11 protein-coding genes and 1 pseudogene are annotated in these 15,466 nt (G+C 36.1%); all 12 read right to left on the reverse strand.

The window, feature by feature from the left end; genetic code table 11:
- Positions 1–25: 25 nt before the first annotated feature.
- Complete coding sequence (locus MPH60_RS13080) at positions 26–1,087, reverse strand: ABC transporter substrate-binding protein (RefSeq protein WP_241594767.1); 1,062 nt, start codon at positions 1,085–1,087, stop codon at positions 26–28.
- Between the two features lie 337 nt (positions 1,088–1,424).
- The gene (locus tag MPH60_RS13085; protein ID WP_336275445.1) at positions 1,425–2,114 is read right to left on the reverse strand and encodes a DUF1796 family putative cysteine peptidase; all 690 of its coding nucleotides are present in this window, start codon (positions 2,112–2,114) and stop codon (positions 1,425–1,427) included.
- Between the two features lie 79 nt (positions 2,115–2,193).
- Positions 2,194–2,322, reverse strand: coding sequence for a hypothetical protein (locus MPH60_RS27810; RefSeq protein ID WP_272492870.1), 129 nt, complete (start codon positions 2,320–2,322; stop codon positions 2,194–2,196).
- Positions 2,323–2,701: 379 nt separating this feature from the next.
- Positions 2,702–3,112, reverse strand: a pseudogene (gene gloA2 / locus MPH60_RS13090) (SMU1112c/YaeR family gloxylase I-like metalloprotein).
- A gap of 403 nt (positions 3,113–3,515) precedes the next feature.
- Positions 3,516–4,907 carry an Ig-like domain-containing protein gene (locus MPH60_RS13095; RefSeq protein WP_241594765.1) on the reverse strand — a complete coding sequence of 464 codons (1,392 nt, stop codon included), beginning with the start codon at positions 4,905–4,907 and terminating at the stop codon, positions 3,516–3,518.
- 528 nt (positions 4,908–5,435) lie between these two features.
- Positions 5,436–7,019, reverse strand: a complete 1,584-nt coding sequence (locus MPH60_RS13100; RefSeq protein ID WP_241594764.1) for a hypothetical protein — start codon at positions 7,017–7,019, stop codon at positions 5,436–5,438.
- Between the two features lie 976 nt (positions 7,020–7,995).
- Positions 7,996–8,364 carry a hypothetical protein gene (locus tag MPH60_RS13105; RefSeq protein WP_241594763.1) on the reverse strand — a complete coding sequence of 123 codons (369 nt, stop codon included), beginning with the start codon at positions 8,362–8,364 and terminating at the stop codon, positions 7,996–7,998.
- A 38-nt stretch (positions 8,365–8,402) separates the two neighbouring features.
- Positions 8,403–9,161: a hypothetical protein gene (locus MPH60_RS13110; protein WP_241594762.1), complete on the reverse strand. Its 759-nt coding sequence runs from the start codon at positions 9,159–9,161 to the stop codon at positions 8,403–8,405.
- A gap of 326 nt (positions 9,162–9,487) precedes the next feature.
- On the reverse strand, positions 9,488–11,758 hold the full coding sequence (locus MPH60_RS13115) for a DUF2726 domain-containing protein (protein ID WP_241594761.1): 2,271 nt from the start codon (positions 11,756–11,758) through the stop codon (positions 9,488–9,490).
- Positions 11,759–11,847: 89 nt separating this feature from the next.
- Positions 11,848–12,030: a hypothetical protein gene (locus tag MPH60_RS13120; protein WP_241594760.1), complete on the reverse strand. Its 183-nt coding sequence runs from the start codon at positions 12,028–12,030 to the stop codon at positions 11,848–11,850.
- A 555-nt stretch (positions 12,031–12,585) separates the two neighbouring features.
- Positions 12,586–12,744, reverse strand: a complete 159-nt coding sequence (locus tag MPH60_RS13125) for a hypothetical protein (RefSeq protein WP_241594759.1) — start codon at positions 12,742–12,744, stop codon at positions 12,586–12,588.
- A 555-nt stretch (positions 12,745–13,299) separates the two neighbouring features.
- Positions 13,300–15,144, reverse strand: coding sequence for an ATP-binding protein (locus MPH60_RS13130; RefSeq protein ID WP_241594758.1), 1,845 nt, complete (start codon positions 15,142–15,144; stop codon positions 13,300–13,302).
- Positions 15,145–15,466 lie beyond the last annotated feature (322 nt).

Genomic DNA, 15,466 nt, shown 5'->3' on the forward strand with positions numbered 1-15,466 from the left:
TACCTATCATCCCCTTTCTATCTAATTATTTTTTAAATGCTTCTTCTATATAACTATTTGTCCAAATAACATCTTCAGTCGTATCCTGTTTAGTAGAAACGCCTGACAACTTGCCGAATTCAACTAATGGATCTTGGGCATTATCCCAAGCTTCTTGGTTCATTTCCCCATAGCCTTTAAAAGTGTTTTTCAAGCCGATTAGTGATTCCTCTAGGATATCAACATCAATTCCATCAAAATAAGATACGATTGATTCGGCTGCCTCTCTTGGATTATTACGTGTGAATTCCATACCTTTCCCTATTGCCCGAACTACTTTCAAAGATGTTTCCTGATTTTTTTCTAAATATTCCTTTTTAGCAAAAACAGCTTCCCAGACCATATTCCCATACATTGGTTCTTCACTTGTATTGATTACAATTTCACCAACATCTTTACTTTCCGCTTGTAAACCCATTGGAGGCGATGCTATACCACCGTCAACAATCCCCTCCTGCATACCGCCAATCTTCGATCCATCTCCTGCTAATTTGACGGCTTTAAGAGTTTTGGGATCAACACCATGCATTTGCATTAAATAGCGGGTGTATACGTCTCCAGAATCGCCAACAAGGTTTGTACCAATAGTTGCTCCGTTCAATGAAGCCACTCTATCTTCAAGTGATGAGTCTTTAGAAACATTCTTTTTCTTTAGATATTGTTTAGAGAGAGTAATTTGATAGGTTAGCGCTGAATTTAAAGATTGAATCGCCATTAATTCTTCACCTTTATCAAGAGGAGTAAACATACTTCGAGGACCCGAGACCGCAAACTGGGCTTCACCTGATAATACAGAAGCAATTACTTGTGCTCCTCCACCACCAGATACAATCTCTGCTTCAATTCCTTCTTTTTCAAAAAAACCTTGCTCGATGGCTACATACAATGGGGCAACTGACAATAATCGTGCAGGTTCCGTAAAAGTAAGCTTAACCGCTTTTCCTCCGGAACTCCCTTTACTTTCTGTAGTTGTTTCGTCACTTGGACCGCATGCGGAAACTATGAACACCAAACAAAGCAGAACGAACGCAAATTTATTCTTAAACATATTACTTACCTCCCTGAATCTAATATTTTTTACACGTCATTCACTAACTAACTATTTTCCCCCTTTCATTATGTTTTATATGAAAAACATATTTTCATATACATATCAATTCTAAATCAACTGTCTCAATTGGGTCAATTATATTTTTGAAAATTTAGATAATTCAGTAGATTGCTGCACAAAAAAACACTCATTTAAAATCATGAGTGCCCTTTTACTCTTGAGATACAATTCTGCTTCTGTAAAGATAACTCTACTTTCATCCTTCAAATAAAAGAAAAGGACTAAGTTGTCAGTCCATTAATGCTTTGCTATAAAAAAAGTGAAATCACTACTACTAATATGTTTTTGTTAAGGTCAGTCCATTATAAACATAATCCCACATTGAATCATCATTAGGACCATCGCTTGGTACTTGCACTGTACAAATGCCCTTGATTCCCCAGTCGATTTCATTAACATCTTTCAAGCCCGCTATTGGATCAAGGAAGAGGATATTAAATTTTCCCGATACCATTTCAGACAAGACGGATTGCAATTCCACTGCTTCGCGAACGGAAACGGCCCCCCATCTAACAAATAAGACGGATTTGCTATTTGAAATTATTTCAATAAACTTATTTATTCGGTAATTAAGTTTTTCTTTGTAAGCAGGGTAAAGATGAACCCAATCTTGATTAGGTATTATTGGGAAATCATGGACTGAAATAATATTATAATAGGTATCTTGGATAAAATGCGCGTTTTGCTGCTTACCGCCTTCATCAGAAAAAACCGCATCTCCATCATCGAGATAAGAGGCGATGCCATCTACCTGCTTCATATTGTTTAAGTCCATAAATCCGACAAATCTGTCCTTCAATAATCTGCTTACATCCGGGAGTGAATTAGATACAACCCAATCAAGGGGAAATGAAAATCGCCTTAAATTATGCCGCCTTAAATTAAGGGAAGGTCCACACCAACTGCCTAGGCTAATGATTACATCATAAGATCCTTTTATTTCTTGTAATTTCAATTCAGTCATCCTCTCTACTAATTTCCCTCTTTCATCAATTCCTTTTGGTAATTAACTATTTTTTCCAGCATTTTCACTGTTTCCGGAATTATATATCCAATCCAGCCATATCTTTTTTCAGTTCTTCAGCCACTATTTCGGAGGTTGCTTTATCAGGAAATCTACCTGTTACAAAGCGAAAACGGTTATTTTCCGCTTTAATTATTTTTTCTTTCATTGCCTGTACCTCCTTTAATATCTTATGAAGCTTCCTATAAATCTGTATAGTACTTAATAGATTACTAACAGCCCTTTTTATGTGACTGAAAAATAAAATAAGCCCTACTTGGATAAAGTGGGCCTGTTGGGAGCTGAAGGAAATATGGGGAATGCAAACAAAATTAATGGAGAAGAATGCCTAACCTAAATACTGTCACCTTTTCACCTTTTATTGTAAGGTCAAATAGTTCTGAAATCGTGAATCACCCGAATAACACTAATGTAGCGATATTGCATTTCAACCGCTTTTCAGCTATTGAATTCAACCAAGTTTTACCTCCCCAAAAAAACTTCTTGTCTTAAAGTTTCACGCATTCTCCTAGCCAAGCTTGTAATTCCTACTTTTCATATATTTCAAGAGGCAGATCATCCGGATCACCAAAAAAAGTAAACCTTTTTCTTGTTAACTCATCAATACGGATGGGTTCACCAGGAATGTTTTCTTTTCTAAATTCTCAATCGCTTGATTAATATCATCCACTTCAAAGGCAAAATGGCTAGGCCCTCTTGCTTCAGGATAACTTGAACGATTGGGACTATCAGGAAAAGAGAACAATTCCAAGATATTCCCCTCCGACCAGTAGATCCAATTTATAGGACTTCCTTTCTGTCCGATATGTTTCATTCTCGATATCACATCCTAAAATATTTACATAAAAGTTTTTTGATTTTTCATAATCGGAACAAATAATTGCTACATGATGTATTTTTTTTTTACCTTCATTTGTTTCCTCACTAAGAGCATTGATTAGTTTTAAAAATTATTTTAACAAAGTTATCTATCTATATTATAAGGAGAGGATGAGCATCGGAATTCCCAATGGCTTGTATTTGAAAAAATTTTGATTTCTATAAATTGTTTTCAAACTTTTTTATAAAAATCATATCTATACTTTTCTATATAATGGTCGCAAAACATTCTCAATCACTTTTCGGACCTATTCCTCAATACGAATGGGTTCTGATTTGACAAACAATCATATAAAATATGTAACTCTCTTTAGGTATAGTACTCCCTTATCCCTTATAGAGATACCTACCATTCTACATATTGGGATAAATTAAGATGTGCTAACGAGTATTGCTATGACTCACTAAGGTATTCCAAATGAAAAAAGGGAACCACCAGGCTCCCTTTTTGTTATATTGAACTTAATGTTTTACAACTTTAGTAGTTGCCTTTGAACTAGTATTACCTGCCTTATCCTTTGCAGTTATTGAAAGTGTAGTTCCTTTTTTCTGTGCCTTTATCTTGACTGAGTAGCTTCCCTTAGAACTTACTTTAGCTGAACCGAGGGATTTACTTCCTACCTTCACAGTTACAGTTGAATTAGCTTCTGCTTTGCCAGTAACGACTTTGTCATTGTCATCTACTTTATTTACTGTTGGCTTGCTTGGTGCAATAACGTCTAAAACAGTTACCGTTGTACCTGAACTCACATTCCCTGCTCTATCTTTAGCTGTACTTATTAATTTAGTACCGGCTTTTTGAACTGCAATTTTAACTGAGAATGTTCCTTTAGATGTTGCCTTTGCAGAGCCTAATACTTTACTTCCATTTTTAACAGTTACAGTTGAATTAGCTTCTGCCTTGCCAGTTACGACTTTGTCATTGTTGTCAACCTTATAAACAGTTGGCTTACTTGGTGCAATAACGTCTACAACAGTTACTGATGCACTTGCACTTACATTCCCTGAACTATCTTTAGCCGTAATAGTTAATTTAGTACCGGCTTTTTGAGCTGCAATTTTAACTGAGAATGTTCCTTTAGATGTTGCTTTTGCAGAACCTAATACTTTACTTCCACTTTTAACAGTAACCGTAGAGTTAGCTTCCGCTTTACCAGTGACAACTTTGTCATTATTGTCAACCTTATAAATAGTTGGCTTAGATGGATTAACATTGTCTACAAATGCTGTTGCAGTAGCATAAATGTCATATTCAGTATTATCGTCAATGTATTCGTTATCTCCGTCTATAACACCCACATAGTAAGTGCCTTTTTTAGCTTGGTACGCTTGTACTTCAACACCATTATCATAGTCACTTCCTAAATACTCTAAGTTACTATTTGTAACAAAATCTTTTTGTACAGCTGCAAATACTAGATCAATAACATATGAGTCAGTTAATCCAGCCACCAATAAAACTCCATTACTAGGAACATTTATTTTATGAAAATCCACATCATTCAAAGGAAGTAATTGACCGATTGTTCCTTTTTCGTATGATGCGTTGTCTGCTGAGTCAAAGTCATCATTGTACTCAGTTTCAAAAATATACTCATCGCTGGAAGAACTACTCATTCTACCCATTTTGTTAGAACCTTTAATTGATTTTGGTTGAGAATCATTTACTTCTTTTTCAAGTCGTTTGAATGTTTTAGAATCAACGAAACCTTTTTCAAGTGGTTTTTCCACTTGACGTTCAATAGCTTTCCTTGCCAATCCGTTCTCGGTTCCTTCGGCCTTTACAGTACCTACTGACAATGATGAAGCAAATAGACCTACAGCAACCAAAGATAAAATACCTTTATTACGCACATTTCCTCCCCCTAAATTCGTTATTAAGAACTATGTAATACTTTTACATACTAATACATAAGTACCGGAATTACCATAAGTTTCATTAGCTTTATTTTGACAATAACTGCAATATATGAGAGAAAGTGGTAGGTCTTTGAAGAAATTATCCTTGATTGTAAGACCGTACTTATACCATTTTTTAGCTAATTGGAATTTAGTAAATGGCAACATATCCTCTAAATCATCAAGGTAAGTATAAGGGCTGCACTGTAGATTATAAAAACTAAAATATAAAAAGGGTAATCTAGTGACTAACTCCCCCCTTTACGGATCAATCTTAAGAACTATCAGCCATAACATATTTAAGAATGACTAATTCCCTTCTTTATACTAAAAAGACGGCTCTCAATTTGAGTGCCGCCCCCTTTTCTCTAATTATACTGTCCCAACTCTTAAATGCATTATTCTGCTTTGAATGTTTTCTTCACTTTGTCGCTTTCATTCATTCCAGGGCGTGTCACTGTTACATAAACAGAACCTGAGCCCTTACCTAACAGAGGAAGAAGTGGATGTTTTACTAGATAGATACTTCCCGGAGGATGAATAGAGTTTTACAACATCGCTTTTTTTCAATCCTTTGACTATTACTGTATCTGACTTACCCTTATTATTCTTAATCGTAATGTTAGAAGCACTTGGCTTAGGTGTCTTCGGTTCTGCTTTAAACGATACCTTTACTCTAGAACTTTCAAGCATTCCACTTCGCGTGTTTGACACATAGATAAAACCGGCATTCTTTCCTAATTGTTTGATGCTAAAAGTTGTAGAGGAACCTGAAACTGGTTTAGATGTAGCAAATAGCTTTCCTTTCGAATCGAACAACTTCACTACATCGCCTTTAGTCAGGGCATTCACTTTCACGCTATCTGATTTGCCGACATAATTTGTTATTTGTACCGACTTACTGCTAATAGACGGCGTTGGAACTTTTACAGCCAGTTGGTATTTATAATTACGAGTGTTTGAATAGTCATCCACCGATATATAGTACCGCCCTGCAGGAAGGGAATACTTCTTCGATTCTATACCCTTTGCAAACTGGTCATACTTTGTATTAAAGGATCCCACTTCATCACCGTTTGAATTATAGAGGCTCATATACCAACTAACAGATGGCTTCCTTCCCATCTCTAGAGATACACTTGATGGTTTTGATAGGAAAAACGTAAAATAATCAGTGTCATTGTAATCTTGGAGATTCCCATAATAGTTTTTGCCCAACCCAATACTGTTTGCCTGTTGGGCGTTGTTATTGAATTCTTTTTCATAGGTAGTTGACTTTGCAAACTTCACGGTAAAGGCATAGGGCTGGTAAGTTGAACCCCAACTGTCTTCAATATGGATTAAGTAATCTCCTTTAGGCAGCCCGACCGTGCGTTCCGTCGGTTTTGTGACGTTCGAAGAACTTTCTGTCGTCAACTCACTAAGCACTTCACCCTCTAAATTTAAAATACTTGCATTCCATCCGTTACCAGATTTCTGACTCATATTGAGAGTGACAGCTCCACTTTCAGGAAGGGTGAATCTATAATAATCCTCATCATTATAATTTTGTATTTCACCCACGTAAGGTGTATTTAATTTAATTTTATTTGCTGCACTTGAACTATCGTTGAATTCGTATTCCACATTTGCATTTTCTGCAAAATTTAAAGCAAAATAATAGGTTTCGTTAATAGAATTCCAATCATCTTCAATATGTACGTAATAAGTACCAGCTGGCAATCCTACTTTTCTTGCCGTCACACCCATGGCTTTATTGCTGTCATCTGTTGTTCCACCTGTAAACTCATTTCCACTACCGTCTAGGATTTCAAAATCCCATGCATATCCCGGATAGTTATTCATGTTAAAGGTGACTTGACCCGGTTTTGTCAGCGTGAATTTCCAATAATCTTCGTAATCTCCATTTCCATTAAGGATTGCATGATTAACAGCATTTACATTAATGGGCTTTGCTGCTTGCATGGAATCCAGTCCAACGTTCGCTGAAACCTTCAAGGCTCCGCTAACAAGGATGAGACATATTACCCCCAAAAAAGCACTTGCTGCCATTAAATATTTTTTCATTGTTAAATTCCTCCTATGACATTTTTACTAGAATATTATTCTACCATGTTTCACAAATAATCTTCCCAATTTTTTATTCTTTTGGAATTTTTTTAATTAGATGTAAGTGTTCTCAAGCTGTTAATTCCTCAATGTAAAGAGCAGTTGAGACAAAAAAGAAATTTTACTGTAGCATTCAAGTTTTTTATTGTATAGTTGGCTGCAGCAAACACTTTTAACCTTAACGTCTTATTCAGCTGTTTTGATGACCAACTGATCCTTAATCGCCTGAAGATTAACTGTTACAGTATTCAATTTTGTTTCCAAATCTGCGAAAGCTTTGGGTGTAAATTTGAGAGGTTTAAATATAAGCTATGTTAATCGTTAATGTTGATATTTCGATAATAAAAAAGAATGCCTATATATAGGCATTCTTCATCGTTTTCTATGACCATTTTTCTTCATCAACAATCCATTGATTATTTTTTAACTCATATGATTTAGTATCATCGCGGAAAACAAAGAACGATGGTAAATTCAATATATCTCCACCTGATTTTTTCCAACATTGACCAAACCAATCTGTAAACGCTTTTTGTTCTAACTCGTATATTGCTGGATAGTTTTCTTCGTAAAAATTATCAATAAAATCATCCAATGAATTGTCGATTAACTGATAGTATGTTACATAGGAATAACATCAACACTACCTGTAAAAACTGTTGTGTCATTACCTTCATAGAAAACTTCGTTAGCTTCTCTATCCATAGAGAACATTCTTATTGAAATTTCAAAATTTGTAGGCTCAATAAATGCGGTAAAATCCAGCAAATCTATTTCAGAAAAATAGTTGTATGCAATGATATTTTAAGGTTGCCTACTAACAAATCTGAATGTTTATCAAGGTTAGCTTTAATAGAATCAATATAATTATCGACTATTAACATATTTTATGGTCTCCTTTTTTAATGCCTTATTCAAACAAATGCACCTGTTATTATGAAATCACTAAGCTAAATTTTGCTATAACTGCAATTGAAGTGCCTGCATACATAATATTGGATCTGCTTAATAATCCGGATCCAGAACTTGGAGTAGGAGGAATGATTTTCGTTAAAGCTTTCACGCTTATCATAATGTATCCTTTCTTTCTAGGTTTATATAGATATGGATTCCGTATAAATACGAATTTCCAGAATGACTTTGATAACAACTGTTTGTTATATACGTAACCGAATAATCCGATTGTGGAGATAATGCTAACAACCGTATCTATAGTTTCTAATACCGGACCATGTACCGCTTCTACAAACATTGAAGCTATCGAAATAGCTATAATTAGCCAAAAGGAAATTTTCCAGAGCATTTTTTTTGCACTTTCCTTTTCTTTCAGCTTCTGTGATACTAACATGTTTGTTGATTAAATTTAACCTCGACGTAATACTCTTTCAGGAATTTCTCTGCATCCATCACGACTGATTGTTCTCTTATGTTTCTCATCTTAAACTCAATTGGCTTTTGAGTAGGATGATTAATGGCAAAACGAACTTCACGTTGGTACTCGAAAAACCGTTCCTTCCATGTAATAACCTCAATTGGATTTTCTTCAAACTTCTTCATACGTTCTGGATTAATAACTGTATAATCATCGTATAAAACAGAACGAATAATAAACTGTAGGTTTTGATTATTCGAATCTTCCTCAAGCATTTCAATAAAGTCGCTAGGCAAGAGCACTGCTTTACTCCCGAAGTTTTCAAGTATCTTATTTTTTTCTTCATCGTCAATATCTAGGATGAACGTTGCTGAGTTTTCTTCCTCTTTAATTAACTTAAAATCCTTCGCAGTAAAGTTAGTGAAGCAGAAGACAGGGATCTCTCTTATACCTTCATATCTCTCTAAGTAAATTCCTGTTTTAGCTGTTCCAAATACTTGGTCAGTTTTACGGTCGATAAGTTGTATGTTTTGAACAGGAAAGACATGCGCCCCTTCGTACTTGTCTCCCTGCCCTCGTATCTTCGTTTTCTCCTCTTGTTCGATAAAATGTCCTAATGTATTCATAAACAATTTGCCATCTAGAAGAGTATCTAAATACTCTGGGTTTACAAACTTAACTAAGAATCTAATTCCTTTATATCTTTCAATTTCACTTAATCTAGTCATAGTAAAATTACCCCTTTAAAAATTGTTATTCTACTGTATCTGCTAACATGGCTGGAACAGTTATTTCCCAGCCTGCTTGTGATGTGTAACTATGCTTACCCACTACAGTGCCATAAACAGTGACAACATCTTCATCTACGAAGTCTGTATATCCTTCAACCTCAACTCAGATTACTTCATTAGGATTCCAACCATAAAATACTTATTACTTTTTCATCGTATTCTTGCAGAATAAATATAAGATGCTTTCTACATACCCAGTTGCAATAAAACATGATGAGAGTTTGAAAAAGCGATGGTGCCATATGCATCATCGCTTTTCTGTGTTATACCCAATAAAACTGAATTGAGTTTAAAACGGGGTATTGCTGATAGAATTTGTTCTTGATTCCCTCTGCTCCCAGTTCCAGAATCGGCCTTGCCGTTTCTTCAACTGTCACGCGGAGGACATATTGTTCCACGTCCAATTCTAGCGATTGGGTATGGGCGGCAATGGCAGGTCCCACTAAGTTCCCCCACACTTCACTGAGCTCGTCGTCCGATGGCAGGTCCTCGTGGACTCCGAACCTTTTCGGATCAATGGACGCAAGGATTCTTCTGCTTTCCGCATCGTTATTCCCGTTGATTTGAAGGATATACTCTTTTGTCGCCTGTTTGATTTCTTCCTTCAGGCGTTCGTAATCCATGGCACTGTTGTAACGGATTCGGATTAGGGGAAGCCCACTGGTTTGGAAAATCAAATTCTTTTTTAAGGCGTTCGTTTTCTGGGGCTCGACATCCTGGTATTCGCTGTCCCTCTCAAACGTCAGGATCGGGAAATACGTCGTCGTATCGATGATAGCAAAATCCACATGGGCCATGAACAGGTAATTCAAATGTTCATGGTCAATATAATTCCGGATTTTATCCACCTGGATGATGGTCTTCAAGTCCATATTCGGAAACACGAAATGCTGCGGAAACAACTCCATTAATACCCTGTACAAGGTGATCTCCGCTTCATGATAAAAAATGGGCCGGTACATCACGGCCTGGCTGTTCCGGATGATTTGCCTTTCGAGTTTCGGGTCCACGTAACTCTCCACCAATTCCCGGATTGTGGGCTCGAGCCTCCATCCTTTTGCCGGATCGTGATGGATTAGCTCCAAACTCTCCAGTGTGGTAAGGTGTTTTTTTAGGTAATTGCCTTTGTAACTTGTATGGTTTTCAATCACTTCGGTAGTCACCGTTTCAAGCTCCTCCAGTTTATAGAGGGTGAAACAGATGCTTTTTTGTTGTTTGTCCGTCTTTTTGAAATAATGATCCTTCTGCCGTTTCGGTTTTTCTTTTTCTTTTTTTATAGTTTCCATTGTGTTCTGGATGTTTCTGTGGTAAAGCTCATTTTCCGGGTCATACTTGGCGGCTAGCTCGAAATATTCCAATGCTTTATCGTATTCCTTTGCAATATCCCTGTAAATCACCGCTACATTGTTCAGGGCCGAAGGCGATTCAGGATCTTTTTGAATCAGTTTTTCATACAGCTGTTTAGCCGTTTCGAATTTTTCCGCGTCGGCCAGACAGTAGGCTATCTTGAATAAATCATCTTCCACTTCTTTTTCGTCCAACAATCCTTTTTCATAAATAAAGGCTACAAAGGAGTAGGCTTTGTTTTTATACAAATAGTAAATGTTCAGCCCTGTGTGGAGCTCGCCAAACACCTTCTCTTTGTAAACCGTTGAGTGTATTTCATGGAACAGTTTTTTCAGGAGCACTAGGTCCTGATAGCTTCCAGAAGAAGGCCATAACATTAGGATTTCCTGAAATAGTTCGGACAACCTTTCTCCCTGTCGATCGCAAAAATCTTGTTTCATATGATGGAGCAAGGAGGCCACTTTCTCTATTAGCTTCGAATAGTCCAGCTTTTCTTCCGCTACCCCCACCATCAAAGTGATGATTTCCAACACCCGATAGGCTAACGGTTCGAGCCGTTTTGTTTTTTTATAGTCGGAATAAAATCTTTTGATTTTCTGGTAAAGGGATAGATCGTCCGGTTTGGCATTCAGAAAGTCCTGCACCATCCAGCCGGCAAGGCGGACCCAGAATATTTCTTCCTCTTCCGGTGTAATTTCTTCCCTCCATAGTCCATGGGTGTCGACCAACATCTCAATTATGAATGGTTTATCGGTGTAGAAATATCCGCTGAAACTCCTGAACCACCTTACCATAATTCCCAGGGAAGGGATGCTTTCGGGAGTCAGCCCTTCCAGGTTGTGCAGGATCGTAAAATAATTCATGATTAGTCCGGAGTGATAATCCCACATTTTTTCCTTCTTTTCCATGTCTTGTTCCTGTATAAAAGAAGACGTGAATCCTGGAAACAACCGCTGGTATACGGATTTTGCCAACAATAAGTCCTGCAGATCTAGGCAGAAGTACACCAATTTTTCGGCCAACTCCATATAGGGCGCAAACGCATCTTGCGTCACAATACTCTCTTTTTCCAAGCTGGCCATTCCAGCGATAATCGTTTCAATTTTATTTTTGAACCCACGTGAATCCTTCGTCTCGATGTATTCCTTACGTCCTGAATCGAGTTCGAATTCAAAGGGTTGTAACAATGGATGTGTTTCCGTGGTGGTCTCCTCCCTTCTATTGATACGGGACTATTCTATCATTCTTCTAAATAATAAAGCCATACAAAGGGCTTTTACGTCTTCCATTTTTTTATGACCGTGGCAACGTCACGGTGGACAGGCCATAATTCCAGATAACCGTACTGCCGAGATCCGTCAGCTCTCTCGGCATTTCCATGATCCTCTTTACCATCCTCCTTCGTGATCCTGATAATGATGCCATCCGCAATGGTTTCTTCACTGGTACTTGCAGGCACTGCTGTCTATTCGTGGAGCTGGACTGAAGATTTGCATTATTTCGAATCAGGATTTTCAACCCGGACGTCATACAGGAACTTTTCTCTTCCCCGTGTGCTGTTCGACTTTCTCATACCGCTGTTCCAGGGGTACATTGTGGTTTTGATTGCTGTCCTGACCACCAATTATAGTAAGCACCAATATATATTTGGAATTGACATATCCTAAGTTTTCCCTAGTATATTACAAAGTGTAAACTAACCTCCCCGATTGTTTAATAAGCAATGTAATTATTGTGGCTTTACACATCTGCGATTCTACCATAAGGTAAATAAAGGACAGGTCGATACTAGCAGATTGTTCAAAAAATACGTGTGTTCAGTTTGGAATTCATTATACCGATTATAAGTTTTTTCTAAAAAAAAAGCGTTAAACCTTTCTACATTAAGGATTAACGCTTTTTTTTAGTACAATATTACATCATGCCGCCAGTAAGGTTTCCATATGAAACAAAATTAAGAAGGGCTACGGTAAACTGCCCTCATACTTATTTTATTTCTCTACCAGGATCATCTTCAATCCTCAACTGTTTCCTCAAATGAAGATAACCTGACTGTTTGAATCTCGATATATTTTTCCAGACCTGGTACCTGCCACTTTGGAAAGTGGGCTTCCTCTGATTTAGGATAAAGCAGGATACATTTTTCCGCTTCTGCTCTTTGTATGATAACCACTCCTCTTTATCCTCTCCATCGTTGTTTGTTTCATTGTTTTTCATTCATTATCTATTGTCCTTGCCTTCCCTCGTGTGGTGCAATGTGCGTCATGCCTTGCCTTGACTTGACTTATACTCTATCCTTAGTGGCTATATATGACCCTTATATGGACGTGTGAGGCGTGCTGCTCAGTGTTCCTTCCTTTGCCCTTACCAGTTGGCTTCACTTATGACTGACACTTTTGATTGTAGGAAATCCCTTGTTACTCCGTTGCTGTATAACCCCAACCATATGTGTTGAGATTAGTTAGTAATTAAATATGTATAATTAAATATCCATTTTAGATTCTATATTTACTACAAAGATATATATCTTCTTTTGATCAAATAAAAACATCCAACACCTTCAATTCAAGATGTTGGATGACTTATTAAATATCAAAGAGATTCGAATCCGCGTCAAGAGAACTCGAAAACTTAAGCTTCTACGCGTGTATTAACAATTTTCTCCACTAGAGAGTAGTACATATTTACGAACTTGGTTCGGAGACCAAGTTTAGAAACATAATCCTTATTAGTTACCAACTGCTGTCACGTTAATACATTGACTAATAAATGAAAACCACTTTCCTTCAATTTCATTTTCCGTATCCATTTCTTTAATCTGTTCATACGTTAAGCGTTTAGCAACATGATTATTCAATTTTCTCTTTACATTGTTCTCCCCATATCTAGTTAGGCTAGCCACCAAATTAGGCACATCATCATTAGGACTAAAAACCAATTCATCTAATCCATAAAACTCTTTTATAGCATTTGGATGAATATAGTTTTCAATCTCTCTTTTTGTCGTTAAATAAGCTACCGAACCATCATTTCTTTCTCTTACTTTTTTACACCACTTCTCATACTTCGGTTCTTTACCTTCTTCCACAATGTCTCTATCATAAATATGTATCTCGGGTACATTTAATTGTTTTAAATATTGATTTTCAACCCATCCTCTTAATGTATCTCCTCCGCATGGAATAATCACTACATCATCAGAAGTAGATAAATCTACAATTTGAGGATTTTCTCGGGCAATTATTGAACTTAATATTCTTAAGATACTTAAATCATTAGGTCCTTCAACAAACACAGCTACCTTTACTCCTCTACTAATAGGTGATGCAAATACACCTAGAGTTTCAGCTATTTTTTCTAATACAGATTCATCAGCATTTGAACTTAAAATACTTTTACCTTGTTCCGTATTTAAAATTAACCTTAAAGAATCTGTTGGCAATAAGCTAGCAAATGCAGGGACATGAGTTGTTAGTATAACTTGTGTATTTTCTTTTTTACTTAATTCTAGTAATGCCTCTGCCAGCATAATTTGATTAGTCGGATGTTGTGCGGTTTCAGGTTCTTCGATTGCATAAATTATATTTCTACCTGTACTTTTATCTTTTTTTTCAGCAGCAGCCCTAAAGAAATTTAAAAGGATTAACCTTCTTACTCCACTTCCTCGTTTATTTACGGGAATACCATCATCACCTTCTAGTGTTAATTTAAAAACACTTTGCCATTTTGGAGTTTCTGGAATACTAGGTGTTAACTCGTTTGCTAATAAAGGGTCCATTTCTTTTAATTTTTCTAATGTTAAGTTAGCCACATTCATCGCTTTCTCTTGAACTAATTTCTCAATGTCTTCTAGTTGTTCTCGAACTTCTTCCAAGGCTTCCTTTACGGCTACTTTCATAGGGTCTTGAACTTCCGAATCTCCATCTAAGCTTGGTCGATCTGATTGGAACAGAGTAAAAATAGGCAACATCGGATTAATTTTTTCCCACACTGTACCACTATCCCCTTTATTTAAGGCGATACGATGAATATTTAAATTTGTTAAATCTATCGAATTAAAAATATCTTTTCTCATTAAATGATTTGTCCTTAAATCTGTAGGTCCACTTTCTAACTCTATAGACTTTACTTTTCGTTGCAATTCGGTTTGCGTTAACTGAATTAAAGATTTACCCTTCTCTATAGCTTCATTAGGGTATAATGCTTTTAAATAAATTTCTGGTTTAATTGTTTTTTTAGAACAATCATAAATTTTATGAACTTCTAACATTCCGTATTCATTAAGTAAAAACTCATCTTTAAAAGTTGTAGATGCAGTTTCGTCTAAAATAATTTCTTCTTTAAATTCAGAAAAAACACATCCAATTAACACATTAGGATTACTTGCCTTTACACAAAAATCTTTGCTATCAATTTTCACTGTACTATTATTAAAAAAAATCTCTAAAGCTTCCAAAATAGTTGACTTACCCACGTCATTTTTTCCAACAATAGTAGTTAAATCATTAAAGTTTATTTCTGTTTTTGTTTCATACGAACGAAAGTTTTCTATAATCACTTTTTCTAACTTCACACAACTCACTCCTTTAAGATTATAAGTAAATAATATCAAATAAAATGAAAATATTTACATAATATTTTTAAAAAAAATTACTTTATATCTATTACTTAAAAATTTATTATTATCTCAGCTTACATGTAACTTTGTAGCTGTATCATCATATATTTCATTTCTCTTATATTATTCTCATCAAAAAGGAGTAATCTCTCTATTTAAAGCTAATGATACTAATAGTATAATTTCTACTGGGGTGAAAATATTCGCTTTAAATGACATAATAAAAGAGTGCGATAATATCTATTTTCGCACTCTCATTTATCTGGAATATAAGAAA

Source organism: Peribacillus sp. Aquil_B1 (assembly GCF_022603275.1).
Taxonomy (GTDB): domain Bacteria; phylum Bacillota; class Bacilli; order Bacillales; family DSM-1321; genus Peribacillus.

Coding starts and splice junctions, on each gene's coding strand:
- MPH60_RS13110 (WP_241594762.1), bottom strand. CDS start 9,161: ATGACTAGATTAAGTGAAATTGAAAGATATAAAGGAATTAGATTCTTA.
- MPH60_RS13105 (WP_241594763.1), bottom strand. CDS start 8,364: ATGCTCTGGAAAATTTCCTTTTGGCTAATTATAGCTATTTCGATAGCT.
- MPH60_RS27810 (WP_272492870.1), bottom strand. CDS start 2,322: ATGAAAGAAAAAATAATTAAAGCGGAAAATAACCGTTTTCGCTTTGTA.
- MPH60_RS13085 (WP_336275445.1), bottom strand. CDS start 2,114: ATGACTGAATTGAAATTACAAGAAATAAAAGGATCTTATGATGTAATC.
- MPH60_RS13100 (WP_241594764.1), bottom strand. CDS start 7,019: ATGAAAAAATATTTAATGGCAGCAAGTGCTTTTTTGGGGGTAATATGT.
- MPH60_RS13080 (WP_241594767.1), bottom strand. CDS start 1,087: ATGTTTAAGAATAAATTTGCGTTCGTTCTGCTTTGTTTGGTGTTCATA.